The sequence below is a fragment of the Actinomycetota bacterium genome (assembly GCA_035536535.1).
Taxonomy (GTDB): Bacteria; Actinomycetota; JAICYB01; order JAICYB01; family JAICYB01; genus DATLNZ01.
Genome location: DATLNZ010000098.1, coordinates 1 through 15,627 on the forward strand (window position 1 = coordinate 1; position 15,627 = coordinate 15,627).

10 protein-coding genes are annotated in these 15,627 nt (G+C 69.1%); 9 read left to right on the top strand and 1 reads right to left on the bottom strand.

Annotated features, from left to right (window positions below; all coding sequences use genetic code 11):
• Window positions 1–3: 3 nt before the first annotated feature.
• The 6 genes from VNE62_06770 to VNE62_06795 all read left to right on the top strand — a co-directional run bounded on the left by VNE62_06770 (window position 4) and on the right by VNE62_06795 (window position 11,736).
• Window positions 4–5,661, top strand: coding sequence for an amino acid adenylation domain-containing protein (locus VNE62_06770; protein ID HVE91985.1), 5,658 nt, complete (start codon window positions 4–6; stop codon window positions 5,659–5,661).
• The gene (locus tag VNE62_06775) at window positions 5,658–6,401 is read left to right on the top strand and encodes an alpha/beta fold hydrolase (protein HVE91986.1); all 744 of its coding nucleotides are present in this window, start codon (window positions 5,658–5,660) and stop codon (window positions 6,399–6,401) included. Before VNE62_06770 ends, VNE62_06775 begins: the two co-directional genes overlap by 4 nt.
• A gap of 4 nt (window positions 6,402–6,405) precedes the next feature.
• Window positions 6,406–7,137, top strand: coding sequence for a 4'-phosphopantetheinyl transferase superfamily protein (locus tag VNE62_06780; protein ID HVE91987.1), 732 nt, complete (start codon window positions 6,406–6,408; stop codon window positions 7,135–7,137).
• A gap of 141 nt (window positions 7,138–7,278) precedes the next feature.
• A complete protein-coding gene (locus VNE62_06785; protein ID HVE91988.1) occupies window positions 7,279–7,503 on the top strand; it encodes a hypothetical protein in 225 nt (74 codons plus the stop codon).
• 56 nt (window positions 7,504–7,559) lie between these two features.
• Window positions 7,560–8,441 carry a hypothetical protein gene (locus VNE62_06790; protein ID HVE91989.1) on the top strand — a complete coding sequence of 294 codons (882 nt, stop codon included), beginning with the start codon at window positions 7,560–7,562 and terminating at the stop codon, window positions 8,439–8,441.
• Between the two features lie 19 nt (window positions 8,442–8,460).
• Complete coding sequence (locus VNE62_06795) at window positions 8,461–11,736, top strand: tetratricopeptide repeat protein (GenBank protein HVE91990.1); 3,276 nt, start codon at window positions 8,461–8,463, stop codon at window positions 11,734–11,736.
• On the opposite strand, the gene VNE62_06800 is transcribed toward VNE62_06795, so the two are convergent.
• A complete protein-coding gene (locus VNE62_06800; protein HVE91991.1) occupies window positions 11,709–12,866 on the bottom strand; it encodes a YihY/virulence factor BrkB family protein in 1,158 nt (385 codons plus the stop codon). The two genes, VNE62_06795 and VNE62_06800, sit on opposite strands and share 28 nt — an antisense overlap.
• A 158-nt stretch (window positions 12,867–13,024) precedes the next feature.
• On the opposite strand from VNE62_06800, the gene VNE62_06805 reads away from it, so the two are divergent.
• The 3 genes from VNE62_06805 to VNE62_06815 form a co-directional block, all read left to right on the top strand.
• Window positions 13,025–13,291 (top strand): hypothetical protein, encoded by a 267-nt coding sequence (locus VNE62_06805; protein ID HVE91992.1) that lies wholly within the window; start codon window positions 13,025–13,027, stop codon window positions 13,289–13,291.
• Window positions 13,292–13,406: 115 nt separating this feature from the next.
• Window positions 13,407–15,086, top strand: a complete 1,680-nt coding sequence (locus tag VNE62_06810; GenBank protein HVE91993.1) for a hypothetical protein — start codon at window positions 13,407–13,409, stop codon at window positions 15,084–15,086.
• A gap of 321 nt (window positions 15,087–15,407) precedes the next feature.
• Window positions 15,408–15,627, top strand: a 220-nt coding sequence (locus tag VNE62_06815; protein HVE91994.1) for a hypothetical protein, incomplete at its 3' end; no start/stop codon positions are given.

Sequence of the window (15,627 nt, forward strand, 5' to 3'; positions counted from 1 at the left end):
CTGGTGGACTGGGCTCTGCGGTTCCATCCGCTCGGCCCCCGGGACGTGGTCACGCAGATCTCCAGCCTCGGCTTTGACGCGTCGGTGTGGGAGCTGTGGCCGGCTCTGTGCGCCGGCGCCCACGTCAGGTTCGTCCCGGACGACGTCCGCGGCGACCCGCGGGCACTGTCGCGGTGGCTGGAGAGCGCGCAGCCGCGGCTTTCGTTCGCGTCGACGCCCGTCGTGGAGGCCATGATTTCCGACGGGGCGTGGCCGCGCGTGCCGGGGGCGATGTCCGCCGGCGGCGACCGCCTGACCCGGCGTCCTCCCGCGGGTGGTGGGCCCGTGCTCAACCTTTATGGCCCCACCGAGTGCACGTGCATCGCGACGGCGGCGACCGTCGAGTCGGAACCGGTCGAACGGCCCCCGGACATCGGCCGCCCGATCTCCAACATCCGGGTGCGCATCCTGGACTCCCGCCTCAACCGGGCCCCCGTCGGCGTGCCGGGGGAGTTGTGCATCGGCGGACCGGGTCTCGCCCGCGGCTACCTCGGCAGGCCCGGACTGACCGCCGAGCGGTTCGTTCCGGACCCGTTCTCCGGCGTCGGCGAAAGGCTGTACCGGACGGGCGATCTGGCGCGGTGGACGTCCGGGGGCCGCATCGAGTTCCTCGGCCGAGCCGACGAACAGGTCCAGGTCCGGGGACACCGCGTCGAGCCGGGGGAGGTCCGGGCGGCGTTGGAATCCCACCCCGAGATCCGGCAGGCCGTCGTCGTGCCGCGCGTGGCGGCCGGGACCACCACCCTGGCCGCCTACGTCGTCGGCCGCGGTGAAGCCATCGACGATGTGCGGGCTCACGCGTTGCGTGCGCTGCCGGAATGGATGATGCCGTCGTCGATCACGCCGCTCGACGAGTTGCCTCTGACCGCCAGCGGCAAGGTGGACCGCGATGCGCTGCCGGAGCCGCTCGCCGCGGCGCCGATGGAGCGCATCGAGCCGCGCACCGGCACGGAGCTCGCGGTGGCTCGGGTCTTCGCTGACGTCCTGGCGGTCCCCGTCCCCGGAGCGACCGACGACTTTTTCGCCCTCGGCGGGCACTCCCTGGCGGGGGCCCAGGTGATCTCGCGCATCCGCGACCGCCTAAGCGTGGAGCTGCCGCTGCGGTTTCTGTTCGAGGCCTCCACCGTCCAAGGGCTCTCGGCGCTGGTGGACGCGTCGGTTCGCACGACCGACCACCCCGTCGTCCCCGTCCCGCGCGACGGAGAGCTTCCGCTTTCGTTTCCGCAGTCGCGTCTGTGGATCATCGACCAGTTCGACCCGGGCTCCAGCGTCTACAACGTCTCCGTCGCGATCCGGCTGCGCGGCGACCTGCGCGCGGACTGTCTAGAGGCTGCGCTGGACGAGATCGTACGCCGGCACGAGGCGCTGCGCACGACGTTCGACACCGTCCGCGGCGCGGCCGTCCAGCGGATCGCCGAGTCGCTGCCCCTGCGCCTGAGGTCGCTGGACGTGTCGTACCTGGACGCGTCCGAGGTCGAGCAGGCGGCGCTGCGCGAGGCGGTCCTGGAGGCCGAGCGCCCCTTTGACCTGAGCCTCGGCCCCCTTCTGCGCGCGACGCTCGTCCGGCTGTCGGGCACCGACCACCTGCTGGTCCTGGCCATGCACCACATCGTTTCGGACGGCTGGTCCATGGGCGTGTTCGTCCGGGAGCTTTCCGGGCTGTACGAGGCGTTTATCGACGGACGTGCATCGCCGCTGGAGCCGCTGCAGGTCCAGTACGCCGACTACGCGGCCTGGCAGCGCGAGCGGCTGTCCGGGGATGTCCTTCGCGAGCACCTCGACTACTGGCGCCGCGCCCTGGAAGGCGTACCTGCATCCATCGACCTGCCTTCGGACCGCCCCCGCCCCCCGATCCAGACGTTCGACGGCGCCTCGATCGGCTTCGACATCCAGGGTGACGTGTCCGCTGCGGTCGACTCGCTAGCCCTGCGGACGGGCGCGACGCCGTTCATGGTCCTGGTCGCGGCGTACGCGACGATGCTCCACCGCATGGGGGCCGGCGACGAAATCGTCATCGGCTCACCCATCGCCGGACGCAACCGTGCGGAGGTCGAGCCGCTGATCGGCTTTTTCATCAACACCCTAGTGCTGCGCGTGGACCTGTCCGGGAACCCCACGTTCGAGGAGCTGATCGGACGCGTGAAGGAGATGGCCCTGGGAGCCTTCGCGCACCAGGACCTGCCCTTTGAAAAGCTCGTGGAGGAGCTCAAGCCCCCGCGGGACCTGTCCACGTCTCCTTTGTTCCAGGTGGTGTTCGCCCTGCAGAACGCGCCCCTTCCCGACCTGGACCTGCCCGGGCTGGAGGCCGACTTCGAGGAGGTGGAGCCGCCCAGCGCGAAGTTCGAACTGTCGATGGACCTTTCCCCGTCGCCGGACGGCTACGAGGGCGCGATCAACTTCAACACCACGATGTTCGACCGCGACACGATCCACCGGTTCGCCCGGCAGTACAAGGCGCTTCTGCAGTCCGTGGCCGTGACCCCGGCGGCGCGCGTGGCGGAGCTGGAGCTTCTTTCGGACGAAGACCGGCGGACGGTCGTGGAGTCCTTTAACGACACCTCCGCCCCCCGCGACGGTGAGCTTGCGCTTCACGAGCAGGTGGCATCGTTCGCGGCACTGGATCCCGGCGCCACTGCTCTTTTCTCCGGACGGGACCTCGAAGTGACCTACGGCGAGCTGGACCGCCGCGCCAACCGCCTGGCCCGCCTGCTTCTCGCCCGCGGAGCGCGTGTTGACTCGCCGGTCGGGGTCCTGCTGCCCCGGGGGGCGGACGTGGTCGTGGCGATGCTGGGCGTGATGAAGTCCGGGGCGGCGTACCTGCCGTTGGACCCGGCCTACCCGCGCCGCCGGCTGGACTACATGCTGGACGACGCGCGTCCTTCGCTGGTGGTGACGACTCCGCAGTTGCGCGAGCTAGTGCAGTCATCCGACGCGATCTGCCTGGACGACCCAGCCCTGGACGAGCAGCCGGACACCGCGCCTGACGTGGCCGTCCACCCGGACTCGCTCGCCTACGTCATCTACACGTCCGGCTCGACCGGACATCCCAAGGCCGTGATGGTCCCTCACTCGGGACTGATGAACCTGTCACGGGCGATGGCGGAGACGTTCGGACTCGGCAGCGGTGACCGCGTGCTCCAGTTCGCCCCCATCGGCTTCGACGCGTCGGTGTACGAGATGCTTCTGGCTCTTTCGTCCGGCGGCTCGCTGCGCGTGGGAACGGGGGAGCCGCTGATGCCGGGGCCCGACCTGCACCGGGTGCTGTCCCAGGACGGGGTGACGGTGGCGACTGTCGTGGCTTCGGCGCTGTCTGTCACACCGGCGGCGGATCTGCCGCACCTGCGCCTGGCCGGCACGGCCGGAGAGCCGTGCTCGCCCGAGCTGCTGTCGGCCTGGTCGCACGGCCGCCGGTTTTTCAACCTCTACGGGCCCACCGAGACGGCCATCTGGGCCACGGGGGCCGAGCTCCGCGTCGGCGACGAGCCGGTCACCGGACGGCCGATCCGCAATACCACCGTCTACGTGCTCGACTCCCGGATGCGCCCCGTCCCGGTCGGCACGCCCGGGGAGCTTTACATCGGGGGGGCCGGAGTCGCGCGCGGATACCTCGGCCGCTCTTCTCTGACCGCGGAGCGCTTCGTCCCGGACCCGTTCTCCAGGACCCCCGGCTCCCGCCTGTACCGCACCGGCGACCTCGGACGTCACCGCTCCAATGGCTCGATCGCGTTTCTGGGCCGCACCGACGAGCAGGTGAAGGTGCGCGGGCACCGCATCGAGCTGGGCGAGGTCGAGGCGGCGCTGTCCTCGCACCCGCAGGTGGTGCGGTGCGCCGTGGCAGCGAGGTCCGAAGGCGACGGGACTTCCAAGCTCGTCGGTTACGTGGTCGCTAGTCCGGACGACCCGCCGGGAGCGTCCGCGCTGCGCGCGCACATGGCGGACATCGTCCCGGAGTGGATGATCCCGTCGGTCTTCGTCCTGCTCGACGAGCTCCCGCTGAGCGCGCACGGCAAGGTGGACCGCAAGGCCTTGCCCGCGCCGCAGCCGGCGCGTCCGGACCTGGAGGCCGAGTACACGCCTCCGCGCAACGACGCACAGCGCGCGTTCGCCGACATCTGGGCCTCCGTGCTGCGCCTGGACAAGGTCGGCATCTACGACAACTTCTTCGACCTCGGCGGCGACTCCATGGCCGCCATCCGCATCGTCGCGAAGGCCAACGAGGCCGGGCTCCCGCTGACTCCCAAGATCCTGTTTCAGAACCAGACGATCGCCGACCTCGCGCGCGTGGAGACCGTGGGCTTCGCCCGGGAGGCCGAACAGGGGGTGCTGACCGGGCCGGTGCCGCTGACGCCGGTCCAGCGGTGGTTTTTCGACACCCACGGCGACGACCCGCACCACTTCAACCAGGCGGTGATGCTCGCGGTCTCCGACGATGCCGACCCGGACCTGCTGCGCCGCGCCCTCCAGGCCGTCGCGGACCACCATGATGCGCTGCGCCTGCGCGCTGCGCGGACCGCGGACGGCTGGGCCCAGCGGATGATCGAGCCCGGTCAGGCGGTGCCGCTCGAGGTTGTCGGCGTGAAGGGCCTGAGCGAGGAGCAGCGCCTGGAGGCCGTGTGGTCGGCGGCCGAGCGGGCGCACGGGTCCATCGACGTGACCGACGGTCCGGTCGTGCGCGCCGTGCTCTTTGACGCCGGCGACGATGGCGGCTCCCGGCTGCTGCTGGTGGTCCACCACCTGTGCGTGGACGCGCTGTCGTGGCCGGTCCTGCTGGAGGACCTCGACGGCGCGTACGAGTCGCTGGACGCGGGGGATCCGGTGGAGATGCCGCCCAAGACGACGTCGTTTCGGTGGTGGGCGTCGAGGCTGGACGAGTACGCGCAGTCGCCGAAGCTCGCTCAGGAACTGGACTTCTGGCTTGGGTCCATTACCCAGGATGTCCCGCCCCTCCCCGTCGACCGTTCGGACGGCGTCAACACCGTTGCATCCGCGCAGATCGCGTCGGTCGTCCTGGACGCGGAGAAAACTCGGTCGCTGCTGACGCGGGTGAAGTCCGAACTGGGGGCCCAGCCTCAGGAGGTGCTGCTCGCCGCCCTGGCTCGGGCGGTCGCGGACTGGACCGGCGCCGGAGGCGTCCTGCTGGACCTGGAGGGACACGGCCGACACGAGCTGTTCGACGCCATGGAGCTGTCCGGGACCGTGGGATGGTTTACCGCCGTCTACCCGCTGTGGGTCCCGGCCCCCGAATCGCCCGGGGACCTGGAGCCGGTGGTCCGCCGACTGCGGGAGATCCCCAACGGCGGACTCGGCTACGGCGTCCTGCGGTATCTGTCCGAGTCCGAACCCCGCCTGGCGTCTCTTCCGCAGGCGCAGATCAGCTTCAACTACTTCGGGAGCCAGACGCAGCCGGCGTCCGGACTGACCTGGTTCACGCCGTTGGACGAGCTGACGGGTCCGGCCCGCAGCCCGGACTCCGTCCGCGAGCACCTCCTGGAGTTCACGTGCGCGGTGGTCGACGACGAGCTCGCCGTGGACTGCGCCTACAGCGAGAGCCTCCACGAGCCCGGGACGGTGCAGGCGCTGTGCGAGTCGTTCGTCCAGGCCCTGCGCGCGACGGTACCTTGAGCGGCGGCCGCTGGCTGGTCGTCCCCAAGCCCAGCCCCCAGGCGCGGCTGGCGCTGTACTGCTTCCCGAACGCGGGCGCAGGCGCCGCGCCGTACCGTCCGTGGGCCGACGTCCTCGCGCCGGACATCGAGGTGCGCGCGGTGACTCTTCCCGGGCGGGAGTGGCGGTTGAAGGAGCCGCCCGTCTCTTCGCTTCCGCCGCTGATCGACTCGTTGTTCCACGAGATCTCGCCGGAGCTGACGCCGCCCTTCGTGTTCTTCGGCCACAGCCTCGGCGCCATGCTCGGATTCGAGCTGGCCCGCCGGTTGAGGTCCGAGGGACTGCCGCTGCCTGCGACGCTGATCGTGTCCGCGCACCACGCGCCGACGGTGCCGTCGGATCACCCGCGCATCCACGACGCGCCCGACGACGTGTTCATCCAGGGCCTGAGGGGGCTGAGCGGCACGTCCGACGACGTCCTGGACAACCGCGAGCTGATGGACCTGATGATGCCCGCGCTGCGCGCGGACTTCGCCGTCGCCGAGACCTACGAATACCGTCCGCAGCCGCCTCTGCCGTGCGACATCGCCGCCTACGGGGGACTGGAGGACAAGCTCATCTCGCGCGAGCGGCTGGCGCCGTGGAAGGAGCAGACCTCCGGCAAGTTCACGCTGCGGATGTTCCCCGGCTCCCACTTTTTCATCCACGAGTGCCGGGAGCTAGTCCTGCGTGCGGTGTACCAGGACACGGCGGCAAACTAGTCGCATGGAACGCCGGGGCGGCGCGCCGCCGCACGTGCACGTCTGGGTAGTGTCGCTGTGCGGCGGCGGCGACCAGGTCGTGCACGAGGCGGAGGCCCTGCTCGCGCCGGACGAGATCGAGCGCGCGAACCGGTTCCGGGTCCCGGCCCCCAGACGGTCTTTCGTCCTCACGCGCGCCTGCCTGCGGCGGGTCATCGGCGAGTGGCTGGACCGCGACCCGCGAGAGGTGGTCCTTGCGGCCGGCGAACACGGGAAGCTTTACGTGGACGGCGGGGGAGTGGAGTTCAACGTCTCCCACTCAGGCGACGTCGCCCTGCTTGCGGTCACCCGCGGCGGACGGCTCGGAGTGGACGTGGAGCGCATCGACGAGTCCCCGGACATCGACACGCTGTCGCGAAGGTTCTTCTCACCGGCTGAGGCCGACGCGCTCGCCGCGCTTTCGCCCCGCGACCGGCGCGTCGCCTTTTTCGTGTGCTGGACGCGCAAGGAGGCCCTGCTGAAGGCGACCGGCCGCGGGCTGTCGGTCCCGCTGCGCGACGTCGAGACGGGAGTCTCGCGCAGCCTTCCGGTGAGGCGCCTTCGGGTGCCGGGGGAGCCGACTGCCTGGACGATCTGGGATCTGGACGCCCCGGAGGGATACGCGGCTGCCATAGCCGTGGCGGAGGAAGCCGGCGAGATCCGGACGCACCGCGTGGATGCCTCAGGCCTGCTACGGGGGCCGGTGGGGGCCGAGTAGCCGGTCTACGATGGACTCGTGGGAGCCGAAAACGTCATCGTGGCCGCAGCTTGGTTCGCCCTGGCCGTCGTGGGGTTCCTCCCGGGCGGCGGCTGAGGTCCAGCCACCACAAGGCCCGGGTCCCGGGCCTCGGCCAAAGCGTTGAATTGGCTCGTCACGCGCCTGGCGCCGTTGAGCTCCCTGGCCGTGGGGTTGATCTTGCTCACATCCAACAAGCCTGTTGCGCTGTGGACGCTGGTCATCCCCATGGCGTTGATAGGGCTGAGAATCCCCGGGATACGCGCGCGGCGCTCGTCCTGCGCGCTGCCGAAGGACGACCAGGTGAGTCAGTCGATGGACCCTGAGGAGGTCCCCGACCGCACGTAAGGGTCCAGGTGGAGGGGATTCGGCCCCCGCGGCGAACCCCTGACGCCATGCCCCCAATGCGACGTGCCGCGCTGATCGCCTGCCTGCTGATGCACACGGTCGGCGCCGCGCATGCGGCGCATCCCGGCCCCGGCTCCCACTGGCGCGAGCTCGACCAGAAGACCAAGGTCCCGCTCACGTACTTCCAGGGGATGACCCACGACCCGTCCGGCAACCGCTACTTCACGGGAGTCCACCTCGGGCTGTACCGCACGGACCCGGACCTCAACGAGACCGGCGCGAACCACGACGTAATCCCTCCGGACGTCCACCTGCGCGAGGGCTACAACCACGTGGGCGACCTGTCCCACCACGCCGGACTTCTGTACCTGCCGCTTGAGTGCTACTACTTCCAGGCGGGCAACACCTGCAAGACGGGGTCCATCGGCGTCGCGGACGCCCACACGCTGCAGATGCTCTGGTACGTCAAGCTCGACCCCACGGAGATCCCGAAGGCGATGTGGGCCGAGGTGTCACCGGACGGAAAGCTTCTCTGGACGAGCACCGGCCGCGACCTTCTCGCCTACGACATGAACGACCTGACCCAGCACCACGCGGCCCCCGGCGCGGCCCCCATCAAAGCCGTGAAGAGGCTGCCGGGGGCCGTGCCTCCTTCGAAGGTAACCGGCGCCACGTTCGTCGGCGACCGGCTGTTCCTGGCCGGACAGGACGACGGACAGCAGATCTGGTCTGTGGACCTCACAACCGGCGAGAGCGTCTTCGAGACTTCCACTTCCTACATCGGGGAGGCCGAGGGCTTGGACGACGACTTCGACCTCACCACCGGAGACCACCTGCCGGGGGACCTTCACTGGCAGGTGATGCCGTGGAACGACAAGGCCTACCCGACCCACGGCGTTACCAACGGCGTCCTCTACCACTTCGAGCAGATCGGCTGAGCAGGTAGATTTCGCGTTCATGTCCCAGCCGTCGGATCTCCCCACCGGGACCGTCACATTTCTTTTCAGCGACATCGAGGGCTCGACCCGGATGTTGCAGCATCTCGGCCCCCGTTACGCAGCCGTCCTGGAGGAGCACTACCGGCTGCTGAGGGAGGCGGTGGAACGCAACGGTGGGTTCGACATGGGGGCCGAGGGCGATTCCCTCATGGCCGCCTTCCCCACTGCTGCAGGAGCGGTTGCCTGTGCGCTGGACGGGCAGCGGGCTCTCCTCGCCTGGGACGTAGAGCCGCCGGTCCGGGTGAGGATGGGAATCCATACCGGCGATGTGGACCTGACGCCGGGCGGGTACGTCGGACTGACCGTCCACCAAGCCGCCCGGATCTGCTCCGCGGCTCACGGAGGCCAGGTGCTGATGTCGGAGTCCACTAGGCAGCTCGTGGGCCAGATGCCGGCCGAGGTTTCGCTGCGCGATGTCGGCAGCCACAGGCTCAAGGACCTCGACGAGCCGCAGCGGCTGTACCAGCTGGGACATCCGGAGCTGCCTTCCGACCTTCCCCCGCCGCGCTCCCTGGACGCCGGACGCACGAACCTGCCCGCGCGGCTCAGCTCGTTTATCGGGCGCGAGGCGGAACTCGAGAAGGTGCGGGAGATGCTGGCCGGCTCCCGTCTGGTCACCCTGACCGGCGTGGGCGGCTGCGGCAAGACCCGGCTCGCTCTGGAGGCCGCCGCTTCCTTGTCCGCAGAGTTCGCGGACGGGGTCTGGCTCGTGGAACTGGCGGGTGTGTCCGATCCGGACAAGGTCGCCGCGGCGGTTGCGGCTCCCCTCGGCGTCCGGGAGGAGCCGGGGCGTCCGGTTGCAGAGACGCTGCAGTCGGCCCTGCTTTCCCAGAGCCTGCTGATCGTGCTCGACAACTGCGAGCACCTGATCGGCGGAAGCGCCGGGCTGGCCGAGGCCCTGCTGACCCGGTGTCCGGACGTGCGGATCCTCGCCACCAGCAGGGAGGCCCTCGAGGTTCGCGGTGAGGCCGTGTGGACGGTGCCTTCGTTGGCGGTGCCGTCCGAGCACGCGACGGGGGCCGTGGACATCGAAAGCACCGAGTCGGTGCTTCTTTTCAGCGACCGGGCCAAAGCAGCGAATGCCGGCTTCGAGCTGAACGACGAGACCGCCCATCCGGTTGCGGACATCTGCCGCAGGCTCGAGGGCGTTCCCCTGGCGCTGGAGCTGGCGGCCGCCCGGGTGCGCGCGATGCCGGTCGAGCAAGTGGCCGCGCGGCTCGGCGACTTCTTCCGCATGCTTACGGGAGGCAGTCGCACAGCCCTTGAGCGGCATCAGACGCTGAGGGCGACCATCGACTGGAGCTACGACCTGCTCGACGAGCGCGAGCAGGCGGCGCTGATGCGTCTGTCCGTGTTCGTGGGTGGCTTCACGATGGACGCCGCGGAAGCGGTGTGCGCGGGCGTGGACATCGGGGCGCTGGACGTCCTGGATCTGGTGTCCGCCCTGATCTCCAAGTCTCTGGTCTCGGTGGACGCCGACGGCAGGCACCGGCTGCTCGAGACGATCCGCCAGTACGCATTGGAGAAGCTTGTGGCTGCTCGAGAGGTCTCGGAAGTCAGAGCGAGGCACCGTGACTGGTGCGTCGACCTCGCCGAGCGGGCCGAGCCACATCTAACGGGTCGGGATCAGGCGCACTGGGTGCAGCAGCTGGAGGCCGAGCTGGACAACATTCGCGCGGCCCTCGAATGGAGCCTCGGACAGGACGAGGGTCTATCTGCGCTGAGGATGTCCGCCGCGCTCACTCAGTTCTGGCGCCGGGACCGCTGGAGCGAGGGCAACGTGTGGATCGACCGGTCACTGGACGCCGCCCCGGATGCACCGCTGGAGTGGCTCGCGCGCGCATGTGAGATGCCGGGTAGGCCGGCGGTGATACCGGTGGACGCGGACCAGAGCACGCTTCGGCTCGAGCGGGCCCTGGCCATCTACAGGGATCTCGGCGACCGGGCGGGGGAGTCGAGGTGCCTGATGTACATGTCTTACGGCGCCGCGGCCAAGGGGGACTACCGGTCGGCCGATGAGCTGTCCCGGCAGAGCCTGGAGACGGCGAGGGCCACAGGCGACCCGGCAGACCTGGTGCGCCCGCTGACATTGAACATCTGGGGGATCCGCTGGAAAGGGTCGGCAGACACGGCCGCACTTTCCCGGGAACTGCGGAAGGCGATGGGTCAGTCGAAGGATCCGGACGCTCGAATCTCCGCCCTCAAGGCGCTGGCCTCCCTGGAACCCGTGGATCGCCCCGACAGCGAGGCCGATGCCCTGCTCGGAGAGGCTGTGTCCCTGGCTGAGGAGTCGGGATCTTCGTGGCGGACGGCGGACGTGCTCCTGTCCCGGGGCATCCACCGCCTCAACGTTGGTGATCACTCTTCGGCGCTGGCAGACCTGGAGAGGTCCGTTCGGATCTCTCAAAGGATGGGGGAGCATGAAGCCGTCCTCCTGTCCCTGCTGGCATGGGGGTGGGGCCTGCTGTGCGCTCGTGGTCCCGACGCCGCTGAGGAGGTCTTTCTACGAGCGCTCGCCGCGTCCGAGGCGTCGGGTACCCGCGTCATGCGTGCCATTTGCCTGTGCGATCTCGCAGTGATCCACCTGCTCCGGGGAAGACCAGATGAGGCGCGAGTGGTGGCCGAGCGGGCGTTGGAGCTGTATCGCAACGAAGCATCAGAGGAAATCGGGCTGAGTGATGCGCAGCTGTTCCTGGGATGGCTCGACCTTCAGGAGGGCAACGTGCAATCCGCGCGGTCGCGCCTGCAGCTGGCGCTGGATGTGGGGGAGCGGTATGACATTCCCCGCTTCACAGTCGAGAGCTTGTGTGGGCTTGCGTGGCTTGATGCGCTTCATGGAGAAGAGGGCTCGCGGCTCCAGGCTCGACAGGCGCTGGGGCACGCACGCAACTTTGGCCCGAGCCATCTCATCTGGACCCTGCGCGCGCTCGAGTGCTTTTTCTACGTGGAGTCGGTCTTCGATCCCAGCGGCTCGGCAGTCATAGTCGCGGCTGCAGCCGAAGCGGCGAGGCGCCGGTACGGAGAACCACTAGTCCCGTGGGTTCGGGAGAAGCTGGCGAATGCGCTCAGCCGCTGCCGCGACAGGCTCGGAGACTTGGAGTTCGACCGCTCATGGGCTCGGGGCAGCACCATGTGGCTGGCAGAAACCTTCGACCTTGTGCTGGGCCCCGAGTCGCTCGAGCCCGACTGGGTGCAGACAGCGGAGGCTCAGGCGGAGCCGCGGTCCCGTCTGTAGACGCGGTCGGCAAGGAACACCAGCGCGAGTCCGATCCACGTCCTGCCGGGAGCGGCGTTTTCGTCGCGTCGCTTGCGGCTGTCCTTCAGCTTCCTTTTGCGCCGCGCCCGCTCCTCCAACGTCCTTTCGATTCGCTCGGCCGCGGTGTTGTCCTCGATCCCACCGAACTCTGCCCTCGGCCTCCGCGCCCGTGTGGCGGGTCTGCGCTCCTTGTCGCTGCCGCACCCCGCCGACTGCGCCGCCCACTCCGCCGAGAACAAGGTCAGCCGCGAGGCGAGGTTGATGGTGATGAGAAGTCCGAACGCGGCGGCCGCCACGCCGTAGCTCGCCTGTGACCGCGCCGCCGTCCGCCCGACGTACCACCCGCCCACGGACTTCATCAGCGTCCACCCGATGGCTGCCACGACTGCCCCCTGCAGCACCCTGCGCCACCCGTACCCGTGGTTTGGCAGCGTGGCGAACAGCAGGACGAAAAGCGCCAGGTCGGTGAGGAAGGTCAGCACCAGGGTCATGAGGATCCCCACGGGCTTCAGCTCCCCGAGGCCGATGTTGTCCAGGAGCGCGTGCACGCCTCCGGCCGCCAGGCCCCCGAACGAAATAGAGGCCAGCAGCAGCAGCCCAGCGACGACGGCGAACTTGAGGTCGCGCAGCTTTCCCTTGACGCCCCCGACCTCCTTGACCCCGAACATGCGGTCAAGCGCTCCCCGCAGGACGTCGATCGCGCCGAGGCCCGACCACACCAGACCGACTATCCCGATGGCCCCGATGGTCCCGGCTCGCCTCTGGATCGTCCGAAGCGACTGCTCGAGGAGCGACGCCGCCCCGGGCAGAACCCGCTGGACCCCCTCCGAGATCGTCTGCCGGACCGTCTCCGCGTCCCGCAGCACGAACCCCAGGACCGAAATCGCGACCAGGATCGCGGGGAACACCGCCAGAAAGCCGTAATAAGAGAGTGCGGCCGCCTCCCGGTCGCCGCCGCCCTGCTTGTAGCAGGAGGCGGTGGTCAGGGCCCGGTCCAGCAGCGGCCGCCGCCGCCGGGCGCGGTCCACGGGCCGGGTGATCTTGAGCTTCAGCCTGGCCACCAGGCCCTCGGGCCGTTCGCGTGACTCGTACCTGCTGGTCGCAGCCATGTCCCTATTGTCCCCCGGCCGACCCGTAACCTGCGCAGGACCCCGGACGATGCCACTACACGGGGTTTGGCGTGTGTGGCCACCGGGTACATACGTTGAACCGGCGCTAGCCGACTTCGATTGTGTTCGGGCCTTCGGCCCGGGACGAGGGGCACGACATGGACAACCTCAAGTTCAAGCGCCACAACCTTCCCGTGGGCGACGACGAGATCTCCGTGCTCGTGGGCAGTGACGGGTCGATTCCCAAGACCGTGTTCATGACCTACGACGCCTTTTTGGAACTGGCGGCCACGCTGTACACGGCGGTGGACGCGATGAAGGCCGCAGGGGTCGATCCCGACGACCTGTTCGGGGACAAGACGCCTCCCGAAGTAACCATCGAGCAGGTGGACAAGATCCGTAGCCACCTGCGCGCTGTCGGCTAGCCCATCTCCGCGCCCTCCCGTTCCCCCGTTCGGGGGTATCGCGCGTTGCCGGCCCCATCCGTTCCCCCGTCCGGGGGTATCGTGACTTCACACCCGTCGCCGACGCCGAGGGCCCGTGTCCGCTTTGACGCCACCACGCCACGCCCGGGGTCCCAAGGCCCCCGCCGCGGTCCACGCAGCAACCGCTCTGGTCCTGCTGCTGGTGGTCGGCGTCGTCGCCCTCGACTCCTCGCAGGCGCCCCCGCCGCGCATAGCCGAGTTCGCCCCTCAGTCCGTCGAGCAGATAACGGAGTCACAGCAGGGCCAGTCGGCATCGGGCCCGGGTGGAGGCCGGGCTCCCGGGTCCACTCCCACACCTGAGGAGATAGCCGCCGCGGGAGGAAAGCTGGACGAACTCGCGGGACCGACCCCCGCGCCGGTCACGGTCCCCAGGTCGCGCCGCTGCTACGGCAACCCGCCGCGCCAGACAGAGGACCCTCAGTCACCGCCGTGCGTCCCCTACTGGGACCCCAAGCAGGACAACGGGGGCGCGACGGCCCCCGGAGTGACCGCCGACGAGATCGTCGTCGCATGGCCGTTCTCCCTGGAGAAGGTCGGCGACACCGAACGTCTCGCAAAGCACTTCAACCTTCGATACGAGTTCTACGGACGCAAGATCAAGCTCGTGAACTACCAGCCGCGCGGCGGCGTGTTCGGCGGGTTCCAGGCGTCGGACATGCAGGCCAGCGCCGTGGACGTCCACGAAAGGATCAAGGCCTTCGCTTCGCTGGCTTACCCGCCCAAGTCGGGGGCCGAGCACCACTACTACGACGCACTGGCTGCACGCGGGATCCTCGGCATCGACAGCCACGCTTCCAACCGCACGGAGGCCGACTACACGGCCAACGCCCCATACGAGTGGAACTACCTTCCGGCCTTCGACACGATGATGCGCAACTACGCCGAGTGGATCTGCAAGTCTCTGGCCGGACGGCGCCCGCAGTACGGGGGGACTGGGACGGCCGAGCTCACGTCCCCGCGCGTGTTCGGACTCGTGTACTTCAAGTCCGCCGACGGATCGATCGCCGACCGCTCCATCCTCACCTCGGCGCTGCGCAACGGCTGCGGTGTCGTCCCGGCCGCCGAACTCGAGCTGACCACCGGACAGCAGACGATCCTGAAGCTTCAGGAGGCGAAGGTCACGTCGATCATCTGCCTGTGCCAGGGAGGGCACTACTTCGACTCGCTGATGCCGGCGGCGACGCAGCAGGTGTACTTCCCCGAGTGGCTGGTCTCCAGCTACCACTACCTCGACTACGACGGCGTCGGACAGAAGTTCCCCGCCGAGCACGCGGAGCATGCGTTCGGCCTCACGTTCCACAACAAGTGGCTGCCGCAAAAGGACATGCCGTGGTACCAGGCGATCAAGGAGGCCGACCCCGCCTACGAGACCGGCGACGACGGCTACGCGAGCGCCGCATACGAGCGCTACTACGAGCTGCTGCTGCTCGCGTCCGGAATACAGATGGCCGGACCCAACCTCACGGCGCAGAGCTTTCAGTCCGGACTGTTCAAGGCGAAGTTCCCGGCCCCCGGTTCGGGTGACGCGCCGCTGTACGCGGTCGGTGGGGGATTCGGACCCGGCAACCACACGATGTCCGAGGACGCCGCGACCATCTGGTACTCGGCCTCCGGCGAGAGCTACACGACCAACGTCAGACGCGGAACCTTCTGTTACATCCGCAGCGGCAAGCGCTACGCGCTCGGACAGTGGCCGCGCGAGGACCCGCCGCTCTTCCGGGAGCCGTGCAAGTAGAGGGTCCGACCTGCCCCCCAGGTCAACTGTTGTGGGCTCTACTTGAAGGTGTGATCGGAAGATCACCACGCCTCGAGGGCAGACCCTCAAGTTCAAGTTGAGCGAGGTTTAGCCTGGTCGAGGCTCCTCCGGGCCGTTTGTGGGCCCAGCACCACCACCGTCGCCAGCCTTTGGACGGGGGTCCGGTGGGCGGGAGCTCACCGCCAGGTCGTCCGGCACATCACCGCCGGAGATCGTCCTCACAGTGAGTGGACACGACCCCGGTGTGTCCATCAGTATCGCGTCTGCACTACACGAGATGGATCAAAACCGGGAGCCCAGATGACCAGGACCAAAAGCATCTTGAGATTGTTGATCGTCGCCGCCGTAACGGCCGGCGGGGCGGTCCTCATGGCCGGGTCCGCTTCTGCGGATCACTTCGATGAGGCCGCGGCCAGCGCCAAGGAGCGCATCGCCGCGCGCCGCGCCGCAGCCGGCATCACCACGACTTCGCTGGCACCGGCCGCCGTGCGCCCGGTGGACGCACCCGTCTCGGCCCGCT